18 protein-coding genes and 2 pseudogenes are annotated in these 24,970 nt (G+C 51.0%); 10 read left to right on the top strand and 10 right to left on the bottom strand.

The features are described from left to right. The first annotated feature begins 115 nt into the window (after positions 1–115). The 4 genes from SPE70_RS15940 to SPE70_RS15925 all read left to right on the top strand — a co-directional run bounded on the left by SPE70_RS15940 (position 116) and on the right by SPE70_RS15925 (position 7,291). A complete protein-coding gene (locus SPE70_RS15940; protein ID WP_002910453.1) occupies positions 116–1,030 on the top strand; it encodes a sugar ABC transporter substrate-binding protein in 915 nt (304 codons plus the stop codon). An 83-nt stretch (positions 1,031–1,113) separates the two neighbouring features. After that, positions 1,114–1,443, top strand: coding sequence for a DUF1869 domain-containing protein (locus SPE70_RS15935; protein WP_008804379.1), 330 nt, complete (start codon positions 1,114–1,116; stop codon positions 1,441–1,443). Positions 1,444–1,872: 429 nt separating this feature from the next. Beyond that, the gene (locus SPE70_RS15930; RefSeq protein ID WP_064170567.1) at positions 1,873–6,453 is read left to right on the top strand and encodes an AAA family ATPase; all 4,581 of its coding nucleotides are present in this window, start codon (positions 1,873–1,875) and stop codon (positions 6,451–6,453) included. A 31-nt stretch (positions 6,454–6,484) separates the two neighbouring features. Further along, positions 6,485–7,291 (top strand): ABC transporter ATP-binding protein, encoded by an 807-nt coding sequence (locus tag SPE70_RS15925; protein ID WP_136047331.1) that lies wholly within the window; start codon positions 6,485–6,487, stop codon positions 7,289–7,291. Positions 7,292–7,447: 156 nt separating this feature from the next. On the opposite strand, the gene SPE70_RS15920 is transcribed toward SPE70_RS15925, so the two are convergent. The 6 genes and pseudogenes from SPE70_RS15920 to pth all read right to left on the bottom strand — a co-directional run bounded on the left by SPE70_RS15920 (position 7,448) and on the right by pth (position 14,740). Continuing rightward, positions 7,448–8,547, bottom strand: a protein-coding gene (locus SPE70_RS15920; RefSeq protein WP_136047332.1) for an IS3 family transposase whose coding sequence is annotated in 2 segments (ribosomal slippage) — positions 7,448–8,295 and positions 8,295–8,547 — 1,101 coding nt in all. Because the reading frame shifts where the segments join, the coding sequence is not laid out codon by codon here. A gap of 289 nt (positions 8,548–8,836) precedes the next feature. After that, entirely contained in the window at positions 8,837–11,059 is a 2,223-nt protein-coding gene (locus SPE70_RS15915; protein ID WP_064170563.1) for a KAP family P-loop NTPase fold protein, read from the bottom strand. 1 nt (position 11,060) lies between these two features. After that, positions 11,061–11,376, bottom strand: a pseudogene (locus SPE70_RS15910) (transcriptional regulator); the annotation flags it as partial. A 196-nt stretch (positions 11,377–11,572) separates the two neighbouring features. After that, positions 11,573–12,729, bottom strand: a pseudogene (locus SPE70_RS15905) (tyrosine-type recombinase/integrase). Between the two features lie 214 nt (positions 12,730–12,943). Then, positions 12,944–14,038, bottom strand: a complete 1,095-nt coding sequence (gene ychF / locus SPE70_RS15900) for a redox-regulated ATPase YchF (protein WP_008804380.1) — start codon at positions 14,036–14,038, stop codon at positions 12,944–12,946. A gap of 117 nt (positions 14,039–14,155) precedes the next feature. After that, entirely contained in the window at positions 14,156–14,740 is a 585-nt protein-coding gene (gene pth, locus SPE70_RS15895) for an aminoacyl-tRNA hydrolase (protein ID WP_064170562.1), read from the bottom strand. 272 nt (positions 14,741–15,012) lie between these two features. Here pth and ychH point away from each other — a divergent pair, with 272 nt between their 5' ends. Beyond that, positions 15,013–15,288: a stress-induced protein YchH gene (ychH, locus tag SPE70_RS15890; protein ID WP_002910437.1), complete on the top strand. Its 276-nt coding sequence runs from the start codon at positions 15,013–15,015 to the stop codon at positions 15,286–15,288. Positions 15,289–15,508: 220 nt separating this feature from the next. Next, entirely contained in the window at positions 15,509–16,555 is a 1,047-nt protein-coding gene (locus SPE70_RS15885) for a MerR family transcriptional regulator (RefSeq protein WP_012541336.1), read from the top strand. On the opposite strand, the gene dauA is transcribed toward SPE70_RS15885, so the two are convergent. The 4 genes from dauA to lolB form a co-directional block, all read right to left on the bottom strand. Next, positions 16,556–18,235 (bottom strand): C4-dicarboxylic acid transporter DauA, encoded by a 1,680-nt coding sequence (gene dauA / locus SPE70_RS15880; protein WP_071787626.1) that lies wholly within the window; start codon positions 18,233–18,235, stop codon positions 16,556–16,558. A 250-nt stretch (positions 18,236–18,485) separates the two neighbouring features. Further along, the gene (gene prs, locus SPE70_RS15875; RefSeq protein WP_002910407.1) at positions 18,486–19,433 is read right to left on the bottom strand and encodes a ribose-phosphate diphosphokinase; all 948 of its coding nucleotides are present in this window, start codon (positions 19,431–19,433) and stop codon (positions 18,486–18,488) included. A gap of 183 nt (positions 19,434–19,616) precedes the next feature. Then, entirely contained in the window at positions 19,617–20,465 is an 849-nt protein-coding gene (ispE, locus tag SPE70_RS15870; protein WP_012541338.1) for a 4-(cytidine 5'-diphospho)-2-C-methyl-D-erythritol kinase, read from the bottom strand. Beyond that, on the bottom strand, positions 20,465–21,076 hold the full coding sequence (lolB, locus tag SPE70_RS15865; RefSeq protein ID WP_023340365.1) for a lipoprotein insertase outer membrane protein LolB: 612 nt from the start codon (positions 21,074–21,076) through the stop codon (positions 20,465–20,467). The genes ispE and lolB overlap by 1 nt, the downstream gene beginning before the upstream one ends. A 271-nt stretch (positions 21,077–21,347) precedes the next feature. Between lolB and hemA the strand changes: the two genes are divergently transcribed. The 4 genes from hemA to sirB2 are packed head-to-tail and all read left to right on the top strand — an operon-like array spanning position 21,348 to position 24,969. After that, positions 21,348–22,604 (top strand): glutamyl-tRNA reductase, encoded by a 1,257-nt coding sequence (hemA, locus tag SPE70_RS15860; protein ID WP_012541339.1) that lies wholly within the window; start codon positions 21,348–21,350, stop codon positions 22,602–22,604. A 42-nt stretch (positions 22,605–22,646) separates the two neighbouring features. After that, complete coding sequence (gene prfA / locus SPE70_RS15855) at positions 22,647–23,729, top strand: peptide chain release factor 1 (protein ID WP_008804387.1); 1,083 nt, start codon at positions 22,647–22,649, stop codon at positions 23,727–23,729. After that, positions 23,729–24,577: a peptide chain release factor N(5)-glutamine methyltransferase gene (gene prmC, locus SPE70_RS15850; RefSeq protein ID WP_032733229.1), complete on the top strand. Its 849-nt coding sequence runs from the start codon at positions 23,729–23,731 to the stop codon at positions 24,575–24,577. Before prfA ends, prmC begins: the two co-directional genes overlap by 1 nt. Then, positions 24,577–24,969, top strand: coding sequence for an invasion regulator SirB2 (gene sirB2, locus SPE70_RS15845; protein WP_008804389.1), 393 nt, complete (start codon positions 24,577–24,579; stop codon positions 24,967–24,969). Before prmC ends, sirB2 begins: the two co-directional genes overlap by 1 nt. The last annotated feature ends 1 nt before the right edge of the window (position 24,970 follow it).

The raw sequence follows: 24,970 nt of genomic DNA, 5'->3' as shown, positions 1-24,970 counted from the left end.
CATTTTCTTTACATCCTTATTGCAAGAACCGAACGCCCTTCGTAGTCTGAAAATGATTTAAATATACCATTTGTGTTTATATTGAAAATTTCATTTCGACCTCTGAGGGCATGCTATGAAGCACTGTAAAATCATCCTGTTAGTGGGGTTACTGGCCAGTTCCGCCTCGGCTTTGGCGGAGAAGATCGGCGTCTCAATGGCCTACTTCGATCAAAACTTTCTCACCATTATCCGCCAGTCCATTGAGAAAGAAGCTCAAGCCCGCCACGTCGACGTGCAGTTTGAAGACGCCCGCGGCGACACCGGACGTCAGGCCGATCAGGTGCAGAGCTTTATCGCCTCCGGCGTGGACGCGATCATCGTCGACCCGGTGGACTCCGCCAGCACCCCGCAGCTGACGAAGATGGCGCAGCAGGCCAAAATGCCGCTGGTGTATGTGAACCGGACGCCGGGGGATAAAACGTTACCGCCTGGCGTGGTGTTTGTCGGTTCGGACGAGCGGGAGTCCGGCACATTGCAGATGGAGGCGCTGGCGAAGCTGGCGAACTACAAAGGCAATGTCGCCATCATGATCGGCAATCTCACTGACGCCGGCGCGCTGCAGCGCACCAAAGACGTCGAGCAGGTGGTGGCCAAATATCCGGCAATGAAAGTGGTGCAGAAACAGCCGGCCAACTATTCCCGCAGCGAGGGAATGGATCTGATGCAGAACTGGACAGGCAACGGGGAAGCGATTGATATTGTGGCGGCGAACAACGATGAGATGGCGATTGGCGCGGCGATGGCGCTGGAGAAGAGCCAGAAGAAGCTGTTGATCGGTGGGATCGACGCCACGCCGGACGGGCTGAAAGCCCTGGCCAGCGATAAGATCCAGGTGACGGTCTTCCAGGACGCCGTCGGTCAGGGCAAAACGGCCTTAGCGGTAGCGCTGAAGCTGATTAAAGGAGAAAAGGTCGAGTCTCATGTCTGGATCCCGTTTGAGTTAGTGACCAAAGAAAACATGCAGACCTATGTGGAAAAGAGTCATTAACGGCAAGGCGCACGTGAACGAACTTTGCTGATAAAACCGGGCTGATAATGTGACGCCCGGGCAACGAAACCGGAGGAAAAGACATGGCAACGGCAAGAAGCGGCTATACGCTGCAGGTGATAAAGGCAGGGCAGCAGGGACATGTTGAAATGAGGTGGGGGCATCTCGCAGACGTTGATACGCGCGCGGCGGCGGCGGCCATCGTGCAGCAAATCGGGCGACCATCGTCCGCAGCGAGCCAGCAGGAGATCAGCCTGTCACTGACCAATGCCGCCAGCGGCATCTCGGTCGAGCTTCATCACCCGGCCTCAGGGGAAAGCGCCACCCCGGCTTTCATCGAGGGCGAATTAAAGAAAATTGTGCAGATCGTTGATGGCTATGAGGCGGCTGAAGAGACCCATATTGTGGAGTAGCGTGTCGTCCGGGTAAAAAAAATCCACGCCGCTGCGTGGATTTTTATGACGCGGTGGTGGCGAAAATGCCAGCCAGCGGGATCAGACGTTGAGTTGTGATTGTTAATTTACTATATTGATATTTAATGATTTTATTTTTAGTTATTGTTTTTATACTCATGCCTGTACTCACTTTGGTTAATGCTGTTAACTGAGGTTAATTATCACAGCTCCTGTTCATCTTACCAAGAGTATATCTTTTATCGCTGCCCTTCATAAGCTACTTTAGCTTAACTTATTGTTTTATTAGTGCGAATGTATCGTTTATAGTATGGTTATATGCTCAAAAATCATACCATGTACAAGCACTCAAGCAAGTAACTAGCTGTATAGGACAAAGTTTCTAGCATAGGGCGACTAACGCTATTCATTGTCAGAAGGAGCTATCAATTGAGTAAAGCTGGTATTCAATCTAATAGGGGGGATGGATATCAAACGTTGGTAGCGTTTGAGTGGGCTTTGACCGTGTTATCCAATCCTGACTATCAATGGTTAGAGACAGATTCAGTGAAATGGCTGGTCGATGACGTTGTGATAGGGCGTACTGACGGTACAATAATTTGTTGTCAGTGCAAAAAAAATCAAACAGGATTTCGAGCGTGGTCGTTCACCGATCTTAATGATGAGCTAGAAAAGGCCATTAAAACGCTTATACAAGATCCTACTACGACAGTCAGATTCTACTCCCGTACCCCTTTTGGTGAACTGGCAGCTTTACAAGAGTTTAGTACTAATTTTCAGGATGAAAGTGTCTATCATGCTGCTTTAAAAGAGACAAAGGTACATGAGGCGACAAATAGAAAGCTCAGTGAATTAATTGAAAAAATATGTTATAATTTTAATAGTTATGAGCTTTTATCCAGAACAAAATTTGTTACTAGCGATATTCATGAGCGAATGAGAGAAACACTAGAAGAGCGCTTGCAATATTTGGTGAGTAATTCTGTTGCAGCTTTTAATTCACTTTGGACTTGCCTTGATTACCAAGGGATGCGAGTTGCTGATACGCAAGGTAATAAACTGTCATCTTGCTCGCGTTTAACCAAAATCGACCTTATAAATCTTCTTTCTCAGTCAGGTTGTGTTATTTCTCCTCCAACAGACATTCAATCTATTTTTAATTCATTCAGAAAAACATCATCGATTGGTCGTTCGTGGCAAAGAGATATTGGTGGTCATCGCATTGACACTCTTTTAGTTAGTGAATTAATTGAGGCTATCATAAGCAAGAACCATTCCATATTAGTGACTGGAGGGCCGGGTTCAGGGAAAACGTGTATTCTACTTGAATTGCAGGAGAAATTAGAGCAATTGGCACAATCTGATGGTACTATGTTACCGCTATTTATTCAATCGCGAGAGTTTGCTGATTTAGAAACTGCACAGGAACGGCAATCTCTAGGGTTAGATGAGCTATGGATTGAAAAGATTGCGCGTGTAGCTGACAGCTATCATGTAATAGTCATAATTGATTCACTTGATGTGCTTGCTATAGCTCGAGAACATACGGTGCTAACGTATTTTTTAGCTCAAATAGATCAGCTGTTATTAATTCCAAATGTTACCGTTATTACGGCTTGCAGAGAGTTTGATAGACATTACGATAGACGTATATCTCAGCGCTCATGGGATAAAGAGTTTAAGTGCCAGGCATTAGATTGGGAAGGTGAAATCATGCCGTTGCTTGAAAAACTCTCAATCGACTCATCAGCTATTGATAACACAACTCGACATTTAATTAGCAATCCACGTGAGTTAGCTCTATTTATAAGTCTTGCTCAAAGAGATGGTGGTTTTAATATAGTAACTAGCCAAGCGCTAGCTCAACGCTATATTGATTCAATTATGTTGACGAATCCATCGCTAGGTGATGAAGGGAAAATAGCACTTGAAAATATGGCCACGGAAATGTTAAAGCTTCGTAGCCTGTCGATACCAACTCAACGATTTACTGCTTCAGATGACATTCGTAGAATGTTACTTAGTCATAATGTTTTGCATGAAACTGAGGATAATAAATTAACATTTGGGCATCAAACGTTACTTGATGTACTAGTTATTAGTAGAGCGATTCGTCATGGATTGACTTTAAATGATTTTATAAAGGATCTCCCACCAGTACCTTTTGTCCGGCCATCTATTCGTAGCTTTATTGCGCAGCTTGTCAATGAAGGAAGACAAGAGTTTAGGAAACAGTTACGAACGGTGCTTACCGGAACTTATGCTTTTCATATACGTCGCCTAGTTGCTGAGTGTTTTGCTGAACAATTACCTCAAGATGATGATTGGCCAATGTTACGTGATTTACGTAATATGTATCGAGATGTTTTCCAAGTTATTTATAGTAAAGCTTCACAAGTTGAATGGCATTATTTTTGGCTAAGGAATCTTGTCCCGGGTTTTAAAAACACGCGTGATGTTGATGGTATGGTAATTCATACTTACCGTATAGCTCATTGGTTAAATCTAGATCCATCAGGTGTCGTTGATTTTTGGATGGAAATATTAAGATCTGATTGGATAGATAAGTCACAATTGATCAGTAAGATTGCTGTTTCCATATCAAACATAAAGGACGATCGTGCATATTTGATGTCTCCTCTATTGCTGGAGTTATTTAAATTTCCACAAGAAAAATATAGCTTTCTAGGTAGAGCTCTTGCTCGCTGTGTTGCTGTAGGGGGGATCGATGATGCGGTGCTTTGGGATTACATAATTGCTGATGTTAAAGATGAAGACATACTGTCCTATCGTTTTGGAAATAAAATTAAGTGCCGACCACACGAATTTGCTGATAAGGATAATAAATTCCTTTCAAATAGAATGATTAATTCTATTACTTTGTTAGAACGGGCTATATCGACACTTGAACAGTGGAGCCAAGTATGGAGTTCTAGATTTGAAGAAAAAAATAATTATCGAAGTGGTTTTCTAAGTGGAACTTCTCATTCTGATGATCGCAGAATGAGGGATTTTGAGCATAAAGATAGTCAACGTGTCTTGATGGATGCTTTAGAAGTTGCTATTATTCATCATGCTAATATCAATTCTGAGTGGTGGAAAAACAATCGAGAACGTTTATGCTTTAATCTGGAAGGTTCACTTCGTTACTTTGCATTGTTAGCATGCATTAATTCTCCGCTAACTAATCTTGACATATCCACTCGTTTGCTGTCGAAGGCGGATTTATTAAAGTCTGAGCTTTCACATGAATTGGGCACTTTAGTTCAGAAAGTTTTTATCCATTTGAGTTCAGAATCCCAAGACGCAATACAGATTATAATACTTGCTCTTTCTCAGAGGTATGCGGATGTCCCTGAGTATAGGCAATATATGCTTAAAGATCAGGTCAAGTTTATTATTTGTATACCGTGCCATTTACGCTCACCGTCATGTGTACGTATTTTAGATGAATATAGTCGTTCAAACTGGCCACTTGAACATAAACCAGATGTTAATGGATGGTGCGGAATAGTAAGAGCTCCGTTCTCATTTGAAGTTTTTAATGAGCTTAGCAATGAAGGCGTTCTCAGTCTTCTTGAGCACTATAATGGGTATAGGCGAGACTCATTTAGCGACATGTTAATTGGTGGAGAGGAGGAGGTTGCTCAACAACTGAGTGAGGCATCTTCAAGGGATCCATTACGATTTTTGATTTTTTTATATTCTTACTGGCAGGATATAAATGAAGAGTTCCGACATCATATTATGGATGGTATTGCACATTATTTGAATTATCGTTACGGAGACCTTCGCCCAAATAATGACTGGAAACCGATTAATGAACCTAATATTGATGTTTTAGTTAGCAACACTTTAGATGAATTGGAACGACATTCTGTCTATTGGAGGCACAACCGCTTTGCTTCCGAAGTGCTACAAGGATGTTCACATGTAGTAAAAGATATCAATAATGCGGAAAGAATAACTTTTTTATCTATTCCCTATTTAGCAGTGGAAGAAAGAGATCCTATCTCAGGAGATGGTGTCACTTTTATTGGCGTAGGTATTAATATGATTCGAGGGCATATCGCTGATGCCCTTATGGTTATGGCAATAAAGTTACATGAAGAACATATCTCTTGGCCTGAATTATTGTTATCGACACTACATCAATTTTCTACTAACGATCATCCTGCGGTGAGAGCTGTAGTATTACGCCGTTTACCTTTTTTACAGAGTATTTTACCTGAAGTTGGTTGGGGAGTATTTGAATTAATAATGCGGAAAGGTAGCGAAGGGCTTTGGGATATGGCAGAATGTTGTCTCTATTATACCTATAATCATGAGTTCGACAGGGTTTCCCCATGGTTAAATAAGATAGTATCTGAAGATATTAAAGATGGATTGCAAGCATGGGGACGAATATCTGCATTAGCTGTATTGTCAGGCAAAATAGAAAATTGTGATTTTATCAAACAATTAAAAGAATTAAGCGATAGTGATGCATGGGAAGGTGCTATCGATGTTTGGACACATCATGAGAATTTTCAACGGCATCAAGATTTATGTCTTGCTGGTTTGTCCGCTGCGTTAAGTGATGATAATCAATATTCCTCAGCATTAATAGCGTCAATGGGTAGTCTTTTTGGAGAGAAAGAGCCGGTTATTATTTTACCCGTACAAGTGTTAGAGCGTTATTTTTCATTAGTATCTATGAGTTCAGATCCATCGAAGATTGGTTTATTCGATTTTGGCGCATGGTTAAATATTGTTTCATGCATAGAACCATTGTATGCATTGAAGGCTACGGAGATTTATCTTGAATATGTCCGTACAACAAAAGCCTATTTGCATGACTACAATAATAATTTAATGCAGCTATTGACTCGTTTATTTGCACAAGCAGAAGAGCAGGAAGAATCGGATGGCGGAGAAATGCTATATCGAGTAGTTGTTTTGCAAGACACTATGTTGGCCTTAGGTGTTGATGGGGTTAATACATGGTTAGAGGCAGCTGAGAGAGTATAATTAACTATTTGTGAACTATATGGATATTAAGGTGGATAGATTGAAAAAAGATTTATTGATAGAATGGATTAAGTGTTTTTATTCTCGTTTGAATGTTAGTCAAAAATTGCATTTAAATTATATTTTATTGTTTATTTATACATACGTAATATTTCTTGTATTGAGTTATGGTCAAACATTCAGGTCTGCATTCTTATTGGCTGTTGTATTTTGGTGTATTGCATTGGCATATGATGCTATTCTTCTATATAAGAAAATTTATGAAAATATTATAGGGAAAGCATTGTTAACTATAATATTGGTTGTCGGGACTAATTTTTCTATATCGATTGCTGGGATCATATTAAATGATGTTAGCGGAGTTGAGCCTTCTAATTTTCCTCATGCATTAATTATTGTTTCTATTTTAACCATTCCATTCATTACAGCTTTAATTGCTTTATTTTTATATTATATCTTAGCCTTAATTGTTTTCCCTTTTATACTTATATATTTTTTATTATTGGATGCTAAGGTAAATAATTTTTTATTCCCCTTTAAATGTGAAAAAGATGATATTTATCTAAAGAAATCTACAATACTAATCAAGCTTTTTAGTTTTGGCATTTTTTTTGTTTTCATTTATGGAATATCACAAAATACTATGTCATGGTATGAAAAGAGTTTATCAAAATTTGCAGAGAACTTTATATATACATTTGAGATGTATTCGAAAAGCCCATGCGATCTTGATAGTGGTACTAAATCATTGTTTATAAATGATGATAGAATTATTTTTGCAAAAAAAGTTGGTAATGAAGTTATTTTTAAAGTTGAGGAATGCAATTATAAAAAATAGCATATATAACATTTAATATAATGTTGGGTAGATGAAACTCCCAACATTATCTCTGAGTTATGTAAAGTGTAACTGACCTTGGCCCAAAATCAGTGCAGTGCTAAATCAGAGATCTTCGTCTTTCTGACCTTGGCCCAAAATCAGTGCAGTGCTAAATCAGAGATCTTCGTCTTTCCGGAGACTTCGGATGAATTCAGCCGGAGTCATGTCATTTAATGATGAATGCGTTCTCTCATGATTATATTCCCTGCGCCAGTTGTCGAGTTTGTCCTGCGCATCTTCCAGCGAGAGAAACCAGTGAATGTTCAGGCATTCATCCCGCAGACTGCCGTTAAATGATTCAATAAACGGGTTATCCGTTGGTTTTCCAGGGCGGGAGAAGTCCATTGTGACACCGTGCTCATACGCCCATTTATCCAGACTTTTCGAGATAAACTCGCTGCCGTTATCTGTCTGAATACGTACCGGCAGGCGCTTGCCCAGCACCCGCAACCTTTCCATCACACCGACCACATCCTCACCTTTCAGCGACTTTCCGGCATGGATCGCCACACACTCCCGACTAAAATTATCCACTACAGTCAGCGCCCGGAAACGTCGTCCGTTAAACAGGTTATCCGACACGAAATCCATACTCCAGCACTGATCGACACCGGTCAGGACCGGACGTTGCTGACGATGTGCTGCACTGACATGCCTGCGGGGGCGCTTTCTGCGCAGGTTGAGGCCTTCCAGACAGTAAATCCGGTGTGTTTTCTTGTGGTTAACAGGCCAGCCTTCCCGCCGCAGCTGAATATGAATACGCGGGCAACCGTAGCGGATCCGGGTTTCCGCTATTTCCCGGATACGCAGGGTTATCGCCCGATCATCCCGCCGGCTCTGCCAGTGGTAAACGGTTCTGCTCTGCATCAGCAGTCCGCATCCCCGCCGGACACTGATACGGTAAGCCTCCCGCAGAAAATGCACCGCCTGACGCTTCTGAGCCGGCCTCAGAACTTTTTTTTGATAACTTCCTGCAGCATCTCCTTGTCCAGACTTAAATCAGCCACCAGACGTTTCAGACGCTGATTCTCTTCCTCAAGCTGGCGCAGGCGGCGCAGCTCTGTCACGCCCATGCCGCCAAACTTTTTCTTCCAGTTGTAAAATGTGGCTTCAGAAATGCCCATCTTTCTGCAGAGTTCCTCCACCCGAGTGCCGGTTTCGGCCTGTTTCAGCGCAAATGCTATCTGTTCTTCGGTATAGCGGGTCTTTTTCATGGCGATGTGCCTCTCTGTGAGATGGAAGAAAGACCGGAGACTTCAGTTTAGCCTGGCACTATTTTCAGGGAGGAGATCTGCCCCGATGAAGGCTCTGATATGCAGGCAACTGGAGGGCTGCGAAAAAGCGTTTCGTTCGCGATATGAGCGTATTCTGAGCTGAAGAACTGGAAACGCAAGCTTTTGAACGAGCTGGCACATGCCGGTTTTCCTTTCGACAAGGAAAAAGCGTTTAGCGCCTGATTCACTTTGTGTAATAAGAAAAAGGCCGCTAAGCGGCCTTTTTTGATCACTCGTCATTATCCAACGCACTTTTGAGTTCTTCCTGCTCCGGCATCAGTTCATTACCGGAAAGTATAACCCTCAGCTTATCTTCAACTGCAGGCCAGTTATCAAAAAATGGACTGACCTGGTCACGTGCAATCCGGCGATATGCCCCCCTGTCAGAACTGAAGACGCTGGTCTGTAATCGTATTAACAGGTTAACAAGGCCTTCATCGGTGGCAGCCACCTCTCTGACCCATTGCTTCACGGTTTCATCCGAACTCATGTCTCTCCATGCATAGAGATATCCAAGAATTGACTGGTGCACGAGAAGTTGTTGCTGAAGGTCTGGCTGATTCATACGTTCAGCAAATCTGTCACGCAGCCGTTCCGTAATATCACGACTGAAAAGAGCGTCTGATGGCGAAGATACCGTATTGTGGGCAAGTCCGTGTTCCCAGATAAGATCCCGCATAAAATCGGCTATCCAGAACGGCGACGTGCCCGCAACGACCAGCATTTCCATTTGCGTGACTGTTCTGGCCTCATCAATATCCTGCATATGCTTCAGCAGATGCCTTACAACCTGATTAATGCCCGTTTCACGCAGAGAAAACCATGTGTTACGGGTTCTGAAACGAGTGCTGACCTCATCCGTATGATCGAAGAAAAACTGCACCAGCCCTGCGCACTCTTCAAAATTGCGTTCTCTTATCAGGCCCGGAGTCAGCCTGCTCAGTATATGTTCGAACCAAGTTCCGGACAGAATACCAACACTGCTGATTTTTGAGAGGAGATCCTCAGAGAGCTGCTGCTTTTCCGGTACGGCGGCCAGCGTAAACAGCTGGTTGAAAAACTCCGGAGGAAGAACATTCTGGGGTGAGTAAAAGGCAAAGTAATACCGCCAGTGCGTCAGGCTGCTGAGTCGCTTGTTGCTTGTATGGATGTGGCGATAATCCTCACTGACGGGCTCAAAAAGACTAAGATATTCATCATTATGTCCGCTGATACCGGGGATCCAGTCTGCTAGTGTCAGAAATGAGTCTGCATTCGATGCCTTCAACATCTTCATACACCTAATAAGCCCCTCACGGAAGTCTGCCTTTTCTCCGTCAGAAAGCATGCCCTGGCCGTTTTCAATCACGGACCGTTCTGTCAGGTAATGCTCCGTCCAGTCATACAGGGCCGGGTTTGTTACTCGTATAAGTTGAAGCAGGCACAAATCAGGGAAATACACAAAATCCCGCATTCCCGGATAGAGAAAAATCAGGGAATTAATGGCCTGATGGATCTCGCGTGGCGTCGAAAGTGCGGCACCATACGTATCAGTCACAGCGGCGAGATCTTTTGCCATTTCTGCGTCTGCCGGTTGATTATTAATTTGCTGATACAGCGTCTCGGCCCGCTGGCGAAATTCATTGCGTATATCAAAGGCCTCAGGGCGAGGTATTTTAAAACTGAGCTGAATAATTTTCTGAAGATAACGGCTACCATCTCCGATATTCAGTGCATGCTCAACGGCATGAGTGATAATCTGCCTGTCATAGCAAAGAATGTGTGTAAAGCGCGGTAGATCGGCTACTGCACGGACCAGCCTGAACACTTCCGCCACCTGGGTCGGCTCCAGTCGGTCCAGATCATCCATGACAACAATGAACTTCAAATCCAGTCTAACCAGTTGCCCTGCAATATCAGCACGAAGCTTTGTCGTGGTTTTCTGATCAACAGCCAGGCGACTATCTGAAAATACCTTTATTCCGCCAGCTATCCAGTTAACGATTCGGGAAAACTGCCCGACATACTGAACCAGCGGAAGAACGCGCGATGAAGTATCCTGTGCATACTCAATCACTTTCTGAGCTTCCTCTGACAGAAGGTATTTACGCCAGATTTTTTTTAAACCTGTTGGGGGATATCGTTTATCCGTTTCCTGCTGGATGACAGTGGCAACCGGAAGAAAAAGCACTTCAACCGGGTCGTTGCCGCTCAGCCAGGGAGAAATATGCAGCACATGTGTGTGTCCATCCTTGTACTCGGCAAGGTTTTTTAGGATCAGATTCAGGAGGCTTGTTTTACCTGATCCCCATGCCCCTTCAATTCCGACAACATTTGAAGCTTCCTGGGGAAGGGAAAGAATGGAGCGGGATATATTTTCCGCTATATTACTGAAGCCGTATCGATCCTCAGGTACATTGTCAACTGCCGCATCAAGCCCCTTCGGGTTCCACAGCTGCCTCAGTATTTTCAAGTTACAAATCTCCGTATAGGCCGCGCAGCCCGGTCAGGACTTCCGCCAGCGTGACTTCAGCGCATCGCATGCTGAGCTCCCGTACCAGTGTATCAAAAGCTTCAGCCTGTAAAAAATCCGCCACCCGTTGATCCCGAAGAATTTCTCTTTTGATACATGCCCTGGCGGGGAGAGCATGACGCGCTCTTCCTGTCGGCCGTGCGCCAGGGATTCCGGATGACGAGTGTAGCCCTGAGGTTTGTAGAACGCATTCCAGCCGTACGCCACCACGAAACTCTGACCGGGGATAAGCAGAGATGCAGCTGCGGCAGTGTGAACACTTTAACTAAAAGTTGGCTATCTTCATCAAAACTTGAGGGGGCGACCTCCGAAATTAATTATATTTCAGAGATGAATCAACATTGATTGAAACACTGTGTCTGGCTTCGCTGTTCAAAACAATATCCGCTTCTGGCACAAAGTGGACCCTGAGGAATGAGTTCTATCCTCGTGGTTCACTAAGTGCAGCAAGTTCTACTCGAATCCTGCTACCCATTTGTCCAACATATCAGCCCATTCCTGCATCATCACTTTACGCTCATCAAGATAAGTCGCATGATTGTACGTGCGACGAACATTGTAGGTGTCAGCATGAGCAAGTTGAGCTTCAATAGCATCAGGTCGATAGCCCATTTCGTTTAAACGCGTACTTCCTGTAGTTCTGGTTGCGTGTGGGCTATAAGTACCACTCCAGCCGAGGCTTTTAAGTAACTGACGCAGAGAGTGTGATGTCATTGGACCCAGCGGATTATCCCTGCCCGGAAAAAGGTGCTGTCGATGCCCGGTTAATCCCTGTAGCGTTCTGAGCATGTTGACGGCTTGGGAGGGGAGGGGAATAACATGTTCTCTGCGGGCTTTCATCCGCGCTGCCGGAATGGTCCACAGGGCATTATCTTCAGCTTCGGTGGCTTCTGCAGGACGCGCCAATGTCCACCACATGAGCCACATGCAGTAGTTAACCTGGTACGAGCCACGACTATTGTCAAAACAGTTTAATAACTTTCCGATTTGCTGAGGATTCAGTGCTTGTTTGTGCTGTGTCTTATTGGTCGGAAGGGCCTTGTGCACAGGCCAGACAGGATCACTGTCAGCTCTAAGTGTCGCTACTGCCAACTCGAAAACTGATGAAATGGTTCGACGGGCTTCAGCGGCAACTGCCGGTGCTCCTCGTTTAGCAGTTTCTTGAAGAATTTTAAGAATGTGGTGTGGGGTTATCTCCCTGACTGGGAGCTTACCGATTGCGGGAAAAACCACTCGTTCAAGCATATCCAGTCGGCGCGTTTTGGTGATTTCGGCCCAGTGTTTCATCTGCAGCCACTCTTTGGCGATCAGCTCAAAGGTGTTGGATGCGTCGTTGACCTTGCGGATCTTATCTAACTGGCGAGCCTGTGTCGGGCTAACTCCATCCGCGACTTGTTTACGCGCTTGCTCACATCTCTCGCGAGCTTCGGCAAGTTTGACCGTAGGGTACTCACCCAACGCGAACATGCTGGATTTGCCGTTGAGTTTAAACCGATAGCGCCATGCCTTTTTGTCGTTGGATTTCACTTCGAGGTTGAGACCATTGAAGTCATTGAGTCGATAGAGTTTTCTTTCGGCTTAGCAGTGCGGCATTGCGTATCAGTGAGCATAGCGAGTCCTTGTCTATTTCTTATACTGCTATTGTACTCACTTAAAATGAAGCTGGAAGAATGTTGTACTCATCAATGTACTCATTTTTGACAGCGTTGTTACGAGATGAGTTGAGACATTATGAAATGAAAAATCCACGCTATTGCGTGGATTTTATAGGGTTTTGTGATTTTCATGTGATTCGATAAAACCTCATGAAACAACAACTTTTATTTAGACGTTGAACAGGAAGTTCATCACATCGCCATCTTTCACGATGTAGTCTTTACCTTCAGCACGCATTTTACCGGCTTCTTTTGCACCCTGTTCGCCTTTGTAGGTAATAAAGTCTTCATAGGCGATGGTCTGCGCGCGGATAAAACCTTTTTCGAAGTCGGTGTGGATCTTACCGGCTGCCTGCGGGGCGGTTGCCCCGACCGGGATGGTCCATGCGCGAACTTCCTTCACCCCTGCGGTGAAGTAGGTCTGCAGATTCAGCAGCTCGTAACCGGCGCGGATCACGCGGTTGAGGCCTGGCTCTTCGAGACCCAGCTCGGCCATAAACTCGTCGCGGTCAGCGTCGTCCAGCTCGGCAATATCGGACTCAACGGCGGCGCAAACGGCGACGACCACAGAACCTTCGGCGGCGGCAATTTCACGGACTTTATCGAGATAAGGGTTATTCTCAAAGCCGTCTTCATTGACGTTGGCGATATACATGGTCGGCTTCAGCGTCAGGAAGCTGAGGTATTTAATCGCTGCTTTGTCTTCGTCGGTCAGGTTTTTCAGTGAACGCAGCATGCCGGCATTTTCCAGCTGCGGCAGGCATTTTTCCAGCGCCGCCAGCTCAGCTTTAGCGTCTTTATCGCCGCCTTTAGCTTTCTTCTGCACACGGTGGATAGCGCGCTCGCAGGTGTCCAGATCGGAAAGTGCCAGCTCGGTGTTGATAACGTCGATGTCGTCAGCCGGATCCACTTTGTTGTTAACGTGGATAATGTTGTCATTTTCAAAGCAGCGAACCACGTGGCCGATAGCTTCGGTTTCACGGATGTTGGTCAGAAACTGGTTGCCGAGACCTTCACCTTTGGACGCGCCTTTCACCAGGCCCGCGATATCAACGAATTCCATCGTCGTCGGCAGGATGCGCTGCGGTTTGACGATTTCAGCCAGCTTGTCCAGACGCGGATCGGGCATCGGTACGACACCGGTGTTCGGCTCAATGGTACAGAAGGGGAAGTTGGCCGCTTCAATACCCGCTTTGGTGAGCGCATTGAACAGGGTGGATTTGCCGACGTTGGGCAAACCGACGATACCGCATTTGAATCCCATGATTTAAATCACCTTAATCTTTGGATAATCAATCTGTTATAAGCAACAGATTGCAGAAAATTGAATAGCTTTGCCTATTATACACGGTGCGCGGCAAAAATGCCGCACGACAACGGCTTATTGCGCCTTAAAGGCATGTAAGCGGTTGGTGGCTTTGCTCAGCCCGTCCTTTAACCAGATTTCGGTGCAGCGCGCCGCTTCGTCGACAGCATCATCAATCAGTTTCTGCTCGCTGGCCGGCGGTTTGCCGAGTACAAAGCCGACAACCTTGTTTTTGTCACCCGGATGGCCGATCCCGACGCGTAAGCGGTGAAAGTTCGGGTTATTGCCGAGCTTACTGATGATGTCCTTCAGGCCGTTGTGGCCGCCATGGCCACCGCCAAGCTTGAATTTCGCCACCCCGGGCGGCAAATCCAGCTCATCATGGGCGACCAGAATTTCATCCGGGTTAATGCGATAAAAGGTCGCCATTGCAGCCACTGCTTTACCGCTGAGGTTCATAAACGTCGTAGGAACCAGCAGGCGAACGTCTTCGCCCGCCAGATTGATGCGCGAGGTGTAGCCGAAGAACTTGCTCTCTTCGCGCAGCGGCGCACGATGGCGATCCGCCAGTAAATCTACATACCAGGCGCCAGCGTTGTGCCGGGTGGCGGCATATTCCGCACCGGGGTTGGCCAGGCCGACAATCAGTTTAATGGTCACGTTTTCTTTCCTGCATGGGGCATTCTCTGCCGCGTAGTGTACTGTCTGCGGGCGCGCTTGACAAAGTTCTGCCCATGAGACAATACCAGCATTGATGATTACCCACCTGAATCATTAGAATTTGATATTGTTCAGAGGCTTATTTGTAAATATTTGTCTAATCGGTGTTCACTAATGTGATCGTGGGCGCACTCCAGGGCAGGGACCCTGTCTATACTACACCTATAAGATTTGGGGATATTCCCTGGCAACCCAAAGTCCGGAGGTGACACATGAAACGCAAAAACGCTTCGTTACTCGGTAACGTACTCATGGGGTTAGGGTTGGTGGTGATGGTTGTGGGGGTAGGTTACTCCATTCTGAACCAGCTTCCGCAGCTTAACCTGCCGCAATTCTTTGCACATGGCGCAATCTTAAGCATCTTCGTTGGCGCCGTGCTCTGGCTGGCCGGTGCCCGTATTGGCGGCCACGAGCAGGTCAGCGACCGCTACTGGTGGGTGCGCCACTATGATAAACGCTGCCGTCGTAATCAGCATCGCCACAGCTAACCGTAGCATGATTTCCCGCATCGGCCCCTGAAGGCCGATGCGTTTTCCTGTGACTCTCGTTATTTCCTCCTCTTTTCCCCATCACCATACGACCCCATTCCGTCCTGACCTCCGTGCTGCTAAGGTTGCTGCCAAAATGAATAGCAAATGAGGTTTTCGCTTGACCCTAACGTTACGTGAGGCAGCAGAGTAGCGGACCTGGCCACAGAGAGGAGCAGTCATGTTAATTCAGGTGGGAGAGCTGGCGAAGCGCGCCGGAATGACGGTGCGTACGCTGCATCATTATGAACAGACGGGGCTGTTAACGCCTTCGGCCAGAAGCGAGGCGGGCTATCGGCTCTATAACCTGTCCGCGGTTCAGCGCCTGCATATGATAAAGGCGCTGGCGCAGGCCGGGCTGACGCTCGCCACCATCAAGGACTATCTCGATCGGCAAACGCTGTCGCTACCCGAGCTGCTGACGCAGCAGATAGAGACGCTCAACGCCCAATTGCGCGATGTCGGCAGGCTGCGCGACCGGCTGTTGGTGCTGCGCGAGGCGCTGGCGGGCGGCAATGAACCCGATCTGGAGTCCTGGCTACAGACGCTGGAGTTAATGAAAATGTACGATCGTTGGTTTAGTCAACAGGAGTTAGCCGCGCTGCCGTTTGCGGCACAGGATGAACAGCGCGCGCAGGCGTGGCGCGAGCTAACAGAGGAGGTGCAGACGCTGATGGCGAGCGGCTGCCCGACGGACAGTCCGCAGGCGATGAGTCTGGCGACGCGCTGGATGGAGCGCCTGGAGCAGGATACGGCAGGGCGCCCGGAGTTTCTGACCCGCCTGAACGAGATGCATGCCGCCGAGCCGCAAATGGTTGAACAGACCGGCGTCACCCCGGCCATCATCGCCTTTATCACCGAGGCCTTTGCCGAAAGCAAACTGGCCATCTGGGCGCGTTACCTCGACGACGAGGAGATGGCGTTCACCCGCCGGCACTATTTCGACCGGCTACAGGAGTGGCCTGCGCTGGTGGCGAAGCTGCATCAGGCGTGCCGGGAGGGCGTAGCGCCGGACTCGGCGTCGGGTCAGGCGCTGGCCCGGGCGTGGCTTGAACTGTTTCAGTCCTATGCCGGTACCCGGCCGCAGACGTTGCAGAAGTTTCGTCGGGCAATGGAGCAGGAGCCGCATTTGATGAAGGGCACCTGGATGACGCCGGCGGTGCTGAGCTGGCTGCAGCAGGCGACCGGAGCCTTGATGCGGCAGGCGCAGGGGCCTGCCGCCGGGTGATCACAGGTCAGCCAGCGCGGCCTGACGATCGGGGTAGAAGCTCAGGCGTCCGGGCAGCGGCTTGACGCCGGCGCGCGCTAACGTGCGCAGCGGCTGAAACTCGAGGTTAGATACGCGCAATTCACAGCCTTCCGGCAGCTTGTTCACAAAGCGCTGGAAGGCATCCAGACCACCGGCGTCGAGAACCGGCACCGCGTCCCATTTCAGCACCACGATGCGCTTGCCGGCGATCCGGGTCTCCAGGTCGTTGAACAAGCCTTCGGCGGCGGCAAAGAACAGCGGCCCAATCACCCGCAGCACCAGCACATCGTCTGGCACCTCGACGTTGACCGGCGCCAGATGGGTCATGCGCGCGATACGGCGCATAAACAACAGCGAGGCCAGCACGATCCCGACGCTGATGGCAATCACCATATCAAACAGCACCGTCAGCGACATGCACATCAGCATCACCACGATGTCGTCTTTCGGTGCGTGGCGCAGCAGGTTGATGACTTTATGCGCCTCGCTCATATTCCATGCCACCATCAGCAGCAGGGCGGCCATCGCCGACAGCGGCAGCCAGGAGAGCAGCGGGGCGAGGATCAGCAGCGCCAGGATCACCAGCAGGGCGTGGATCACGGCGGCAACCGGCGATGTGGCGCCGGCGCGGACGTTCGCCGCCGAGCGGGCAATCGCCGCGGTGGCAGTGATCCCGCCGAAGAACGGCGCAACGATGTTGCCCAGCCCCTGGCCAATCAGCTCGCTATTGGCTTTATGCTTGGTACCGGTCATGCCATCGAGCACCACCGCGCACAGCAGAGACTCAATGGCGCCGAGCATCGCCATGGAGAAGGCGGCAGGCAGCAGGGCCTGCAGCGAGGCCCAGCTCAGGGTAAAGTTTGAGCCCGGCATATCCCAGGGGAGTACCAGCTGCGGCAGCAGCTGTGGAATACCGTTGCCCTGAGTGCCGTCTGCCAGCTGATAGTGGAACTGCGAGCCAATTGTGGCGACATCGCCGCCGAGCAAATTAACCACCAGCATCACCGCGCAGCCGGCCAGCAGCGCCGGAAGGTGGCCCGGCAGACGGATACCCAGCCGCGGCCAGAGGATCAAGGTGCCAAGGGTGACGACGCCGATGGCGGCATCGCCGGGGTTAATCGTTGGCAGGGCCATCGCCAGCGCCGCCACTTTCTGCAGGTAATGCTCCGGCACATGGGGCATCTGCAGGCCGAGGAAGTCTTTAATCTGCATGGTACCGATGGTGATACCGATCCCGGAGGTGAAACCGAGAGTCACCGACAGCGGGATATATTCGATCAGACGGCCAAAGCGTGCCAGACCAAAGAGAATTAAAAAGATCCCCGACATCAGCGTCGCCACCAGTAGCCCCGCCAGACCAAACTGCTGGGAAACCGGATAGAGGATCACCACAAAGGCGGCGGTCGGACCGGAAACGCTAAAGCGCGACCCGCCGGTTAAGGCGATCACAATCCCTGCCACCGCTGAAGTATAGAGGCCGTACTGCGGCGGCACACCGCTGCCAATCGCCAGCGCCATCGCCAGCGGAATCGCAATGATCCCGACGGTGATCCCGGCGATCAGGTCGCGGGTAAAGCGGGCGGTGGTGTACTTTTCTTTCCAACAAGCGTCGATGAGGGCGCGGAAAGGCATCACATGTGAGGAAAATAATCTGTTCACAATAATGTTTCATCCATGAGCGCATCATCTGTCAACTAAATGGCAGGTGAAGGAGGCATTGGTCATTTCCACGTCATCCTTCGGGATGCCTCTGTGTTGGCTGCGTTCATTTACCCCGGTCACGTACTGCCTGTACGCTCCCGGGGATTCATTCACTTGCCGCCTTGACGCATGCCGAATGATTTTGTGGAAGAATTAAAAATTCAGCGACAAAAAAACCCGCCGCAGCGGGTTTTTATGCTCGGCTCGATTAATGTTCGAACATAGCAGAGATAGATTCTTCATTGCTGATACGGCGAATAGCTTCAGCCAGCATACCGGAGAGCGTCAGAGTACGCACTTTATCCAGCGCTTTAATTTCGGGTGCCAGCGGAATGGTATCGCAAACGACAAATTCATCAATCACAGAGTTTTTGATGTTCTGGATAGCGTTACCGGAGAAGATCGGGTGCGTGGCGTAAGCGAATACGCGTTTCGCGCCACGCTCTTTCAGTGCTTCTGCCGCTTTACACAGGGTGCCGCCGGTGTCGATCATATCGTCGACCATCACGCAGTCACGACCAGCCACGTCGCCGATGATATGCATCACCTGGGAGACGTTGGCGCGCGGACGGCGCTTGTCGATGATAGCCATATCGGTATCATTCAGCAGTTTAGCGATAGCGCGGGCACGCACGACGCCGCCGATGTCCGGAGAAACCACAATCGGGTTGTCCAGGTTCAGCTGCAGCATATCTTCCAGCAGGATTGGGCTGCCGAACACGTTATCAACTGGCACATCGAAGAAGCCCTGGATCTGTTCTGCGTGCAGGTCAACGGTCAGCACGCGGTCAACGCCGACGCTGGACAGGAAATCTGCCACCACTTTCGCGGTGATTGGCACACGAGCAGAACGAACACGACGGTCCTGGCGAGCATAACCGAAGTAAGGGATAACGGCGGTGATACGACCTGCCGAAGCACGACGCAGAGCATCAACCATAACAACCAGTTCCATCAGGTTGTCATTGGTGGGAGCACAAGTGGACTGGATGATGAAAATATCACCACCGCGTACGTTTTCATTGATTTGTACGCTGACTTCGCCGTCGCTAAAACGACCTACAGCGGCGTCGCCAAGAGAAGTGTACAGGCGGTTGGCAATACGTTGTGCTAGTTCCGGGGTGGCGTTACCAGCAAAAAGCTTCATATCAGGCACGAGAAGAACCTCAGGCATGCGTCCAGTGGTGGATGAGTGGGCCAATAATGTGCGGGCTGGCGCCATTCGATCCAGTCGGTGTATTTAAAGAGCACGATGCAACGTCTGGAACAGGGTGACGTTGTCACCGTAACTCAATTTCCCCGGTTGACTCGTTATCGTTGCGCCATCACGGCGCAGGATTCAGAGCAGGGCCTGCTTGAGCGGCGAGAGGTTAACTCCGCGCGCCACAAAGCCGTTTAGCCATGCCGGGGCAGTGTCCAGCACCTGACGGGCAGCGGATTCGGTGTTAAATTCAGCAAACACACAGGCCCCTGTGCCGGTCAGGCGTGACGGCGCATATTCTAACAGCCAGGAAAGCGCTGCATCAACCTCGCGAAAACGTTTTCTTGCGATAAGCTCGCAATCGTTGCTGAATTCACAATTTAATAACGTATTAATTGACCGGCGCGGGGTATTTCGTGGTAGCTCCGGATCGCGAAAAATGACTGGCGTCGGAATACTGACCCCCGGGTGCGCCACCAGGTACCATTTTTCCTCGGGCTCCACCGGCGTCAGAATTTCGCCGACCCCTTCGGCAAAGGCGGCATGACCGCGCACGAAGACCGGCACATCGGCCCCCAGCTGAAGGCCCAGGGTCGCCAGCTCCTCTTCCGAGAGACCGCAGCCCCAGAGATGGTTGAGCGCCACCAGCACGGTGGCGGCATTGGATGAGCCGCCGCCCAGGCCGCCGCCCATCGGCAGGCGCTTGTCGACACTGATATCGGCGCCGCTACCCGCCGGCAGGCGGTCGCTTTCGCTGGCGGCACGCATCAGCAGACGCGCGGCGCGAACGATCAGGTTCTCCTCGTCCGGCACGCCGGCCACCGGCGTCAGCAGGCGCAGTTGACCGTCAGTTCGCGGTTCGATGGTCAAGGTGTCGCCATAGTCGAGAAACTGAAACAGCGTCTGCAGGGTATGGTAACCATCGGCCCGCTGGCCGGTGATATATAAAAACAGATTCAGTTTTGCAGGAGAGGGCCAGCGGCTCATCATTTCACGATCCAGTTATCCATCTTCAGCTTGATGCGCTGAGCGCCATTGTTCAGCTCGACATTAGACGGCAGGGCTGGCTGGGTATCGCTGGTGTAGCCGCCGTAGGTGACGTGCCAGGTTTTGCCATTTTGCGTGTAGTTAAGTTCACGCAGACGGTACTGATCGTCCAGCGAATAGTCGGTGGCGTCGCCCGGCAGGCCGATGATCCACTGGCGCAGGCTGTTCAGCGGGATCGGCATCCCGGTCAGGCGGCCGATCATCTCTTCGGCATCGGAGGCGGTGTAGGTCTGGCCTTTGTTATCGATCAGCTGCACGCTGCCTGGCTGCGCGGTCAGCGACAGCTCGGTGCTGCCCAGCGGGTTGGTCAGCAGCAGGCGATAGCGGTCCTGGCCGGTCTGTTGCCAGAAGAAGCGAGCATAGACTTTTTGCTCATCGGAAAGATAGGCAAACGCCCCGCGAGTCTGGAACTGGTTGAGGCTGCGAACAGCCTGCTGGTGCTGACGCCACTGCGGCGAATCCGGGCTTTTGCCAGGCCCTTGCGGCGTATGAAGAGAACAGGCGGTGAGGACGAGGCTGGCCAGCGGCAGCAAGCGGAACAGTCGATTCATAATGATGACAAATCCTTGATGTCTACAGGGAAAAACGGCGGCAGGGGAATAGCGGGCCGATTTGTGTAGCAGGTTACATTTATAACCCTTAATGCTAGCGTCGCCGGGCGATAGCGTCTACGTTCAAGTTGTCTGAAATCAAAAAATTAACGTTAATGGCGGTCTTGCTTTGGCTATTACTCCAAAAGGGGAGCCTCTCTTTTATTGATTACGCGCATCCTGTATGATGCACTCAGACTAACCTTAGCAACGCTGGTACTACTCCCTCACAATGACCCTTTTAGCTCTTGGCATCAATCACAAAACAGCGCCGGTCGACCTGCGAGAACGCGTGACGTTTTCGCCGGAAACGCTCGATCAGGCGCTGGAGAGCTTGCTGGCTCAGCCGATGGTGCAGGGTGGGGTAGTGCTGTCGACCTGCAACCGCACGGAACTCTATCTCAGCGTCGAAGAGCAGGACAATCTGCAGGAAGCGCTGATCCGCTGGCTGTGCAACTATCACGGCCTCAACGAAGAAGACCTGCGTAAGAGCCTCTACTGGCACCAGGATAATGACGCCGTCAGCCATCTGATGCGCGTCGCCAGCGGCCTCGATTCGCTGGTGCTGGGCGAGCCGCAGATCCTCGGCCAGGTGAAAAAAGCGTTTGCTGATTCCAGCCGCGGTCATCTTAACGTCAGCGAACTGGAGCGGATGTTCCAGAAATCGTTCTCGGTGGCAAAGCGTGTGCGTACCGAAACCGATATCGGCGCCAGCGCCGTTTCCGTCGCGTTCGCCGCCTGTACCCTGGCGCGGCAAATCTTTGAATCGCTCTCCAGCGTCACCGTGTTACTGGTCGGCGCCGGTGAAACCATCGAACTGGTGGCGCGCCATCTTCGCGAACATCACGTGCGCAAAATGGTGATTGCCAACCGCACCCGCGAACGCGCCCAGGCGCTTGCGGACGAAGTGGGCGCCGAGGTGATTGCCCTCAGCGATATCGACGAACGGCTGAAAGAGGCCGACATTATTATCAGCTCCACCGCCAGCCCGCTGCCGATCATCGGCAAAGGCATGGTGGAGCGCGCGCTTAAGGCGCGGCGTAACCAGCCGATGCTGCTGGTGGATATCGCCGTTCCGCGCGATGTCGAACCAGAGGTCGGCAAACTGGCCAACGCCTACCTTTACAGCGTCGACGATCTGCAAAACATCATTCAGCATAACCTGGCGCAGCGTAAAGCCGCGGCGGTGCAGGCGGAATCGATCGTCGAGCAGGAGACCAGCGAATTTATGGCCTGGCTGCGCGCGCAGAGCGCCAGCGAGACGATTCGCGAATACCGTTCTCAGTCTGAGCAGGTCCGTGAGGAGCTGACCGCGAAGGCGCTGGCCGCGCTGGAGCAGGGCGGTGATGCCCAGGAAATTATGCAGGATCTGGCCCGCAAGCTGACCAACCGCCTGATCCACGCGCCAACCAAATCTCTTCAGCAGGCCGCCCGTGACGGGGACGACGAACGCCTGCATATTCTGCGCAACAGCCTCGGGCTGGAATAGCGCACCTTTCTCTTATTTTCAGGACAGGGTGAATTCACGCCTATGAAGTCTTCTATTGTTGCCAAACTGGAAGCGTTGTACGAGCGCCATGAAGAAGTGCAGGCGCTGCTCGGCGATGCCGCGACGATTGCCGATCAGGATAAATTCCGCGCGCTGTCGCGGGAATATGCTCAACTGAGCGATGTGGCGCGCTGCTATACCGACTGGCGTCAGGTGCAGGAGGATATCGAAACTGCGCAGATGATGCTCGACGATCCGGAGATGCGCGAAATGGCGCAGGAAGAGCTGCGTGACGCCAAAGAAAAAGGCGACCAGCTGGAGCAACAGCTGCAGGTGCTGCTGTTGCCGAAAGATCCCGATGACGAGCGTAACGCTTTCGTGGAAGTGCGCGCCGGAACCGGCGGTGACGAAGCGGCGCTGTTTGCCGGCGATCTGTTCCGCATGTACAGCCGCTATGCGGAATCGCGTCGCTGGCAGGTGGAGATCCTCAGCGCCAACGAAGGTGAACACGGCGGATTCAAAGAGGTGATCGCCAAATTCAGCGGCGACGGCGTTTACGGTCGGCTGAAATTTGAATCCGGCGGCCATCGCGTGCAGCGTGTGCCGGCCACCGAATCGCAGGGGCGTATTCATACCTCCGCCTGCACCGTGGCGGTGATGCCGGAGCTGCCGGAAGCCGAAATGCCGGACATTAACCCGGCGGATCTGCGCATCGATACTTTCCGCTCCTCCGGCGCGGGCGGTCAGCACGTCAACACCACCGACTCAGCTATCCGTATTACTCACCTGCCGACCGGCATCGTGGTGGAGTGTCAGGACGAACGTTCCCAGCATAAAAACAAAGCCAAGGCGTTGTCAGTGCTGGGGGCGCGTATCCGCGCCGCCGAAGTGGCCAAGCGTCAGCAGGCGGAAGCCTCCACGCGCCGTAACCTGCTGGGCAGCGGCGATCGTAGCGACCGTAACCGCACTTACAATTTCCCACAGGGGCGCGTGACCGACCACCGCATCAACCTGACGCTTTATCGTCTGGATGAAACCATGGAAGGCAAACTCGATATGCTGATTGAGCCAATTGTTCAGGAATATCAGGCCGATCAGCTGGCGGCGCTGTCCGAGCAGGAATGATGACCTTTCAGGCCTGGCTGCAGCAGGCGATCGCCCGGCTGCGTGAAAGCGACAGCCCGCGACGCGATGCCGAGATCCTGCTGGGACATGTTACCGGCCGGGCGCGCACCTGGATTTTGGCCTTCGGCGAAACGACGCTGTCCGCTGACGAGGCGACGACGCTGGAGGCGCTCCTGCAGCGACGTCAGCGCGGAGAACCCATTGCCCACCTGGTTGGGCAGCGTGAGTTCTGGTCGCTGCCGCTGTTCGTCTCCCCGGCGACGCTGATCCCCCGACCGGATACCGAGTGTCTGGTGGAGCAGGCGCTGGCGCGACTGCCTGCCGTGCCGTGCCGTATTCTCGACCTCGGCACCGGGACCGGCGCCATTGCTCTGGCGCTGGCCAGCGAGCGTCCGGATTGCGAGGTCACCGCGGTGGATGTGATGCCGGACGCCGTGGCGCTGGCATTGCGCAATGCCGCTCATCTGGACATCGCTAACGTGACGATACGGCAAAGCGACTGGTTTAGCGCGCTGGCCGGGCAGCGTTTTGCCATGATCGTCAGTAATCCACCCTATATCGACGGCGCCGACCCGCATCTCGCCGAGGGCGATGTGCGCTTTGAGCCGTTGACGGCGCTGGTTGCTGCCGATCAGGGGCTGGCGGATCTGGCGCAGATTATCCGCGAGGGACGGCAGTATCTGCTGCCCGGCGGCTGGATGCTGCTGGAGCATGGCTGGACCCAGGGCGAGGCGGTTCGCGCCCTGTTCCGCGAAGCGGGCTATCTCGACGTCGCGACCTGTCGCGACTATGGCGACAATGAACGTCTGACTCTCGGACGTTTACCCGACATGGAGAACGTTGGCTGATGAACTTATTCACGGCTGTCCTCTACCTGCACATCGCCAGCGTGGTGGTGTCGGTAGGATTGTTCGTTTTACGTTACTGGTGGATGTATCATCAGAGCCCGCTGCTGAACCAGCGGTGGGTGCGAATTGCGCCGCACTGCAGCGATACGCTGCTGTTTCTCAGCGGTGCGGGTTTAATGGCGATAACGCACTACCTGCCGTTCACCGAAGACGGCGCATGGCTGACTGAAAAGCTGTTTGGCGTTATCATTTACATCGCATTAGGTTTTATCGCGCTGGGCCGCCGTCGTCCGCGCAGCCAGCAGAGCCGTTTTATCGCGTTCCTGCTGGCGCTGGTGGTGTTGTTTATTATCATTCAACTCGCCATCACAAGAATACCGATACTGGGGTAGG

Origin of the sequence: Klebsiella sp. ZJOU C1 (assembly GCF_035620215.1) — a bacterium.
In the GTDB taxonomy this organism is placed as follows: Bacteria; Pseudomonadota; Gammaproteobacteria; order Enterobacterales; family Enterobacteriaceae; genus Klebsiella; species Klebsiella variicola.
The sequence above is the reverse complement of the archived record's forward strand: the minus strand, read 5'-3'. Positions and strand labels throughout refer to the sequence as shown.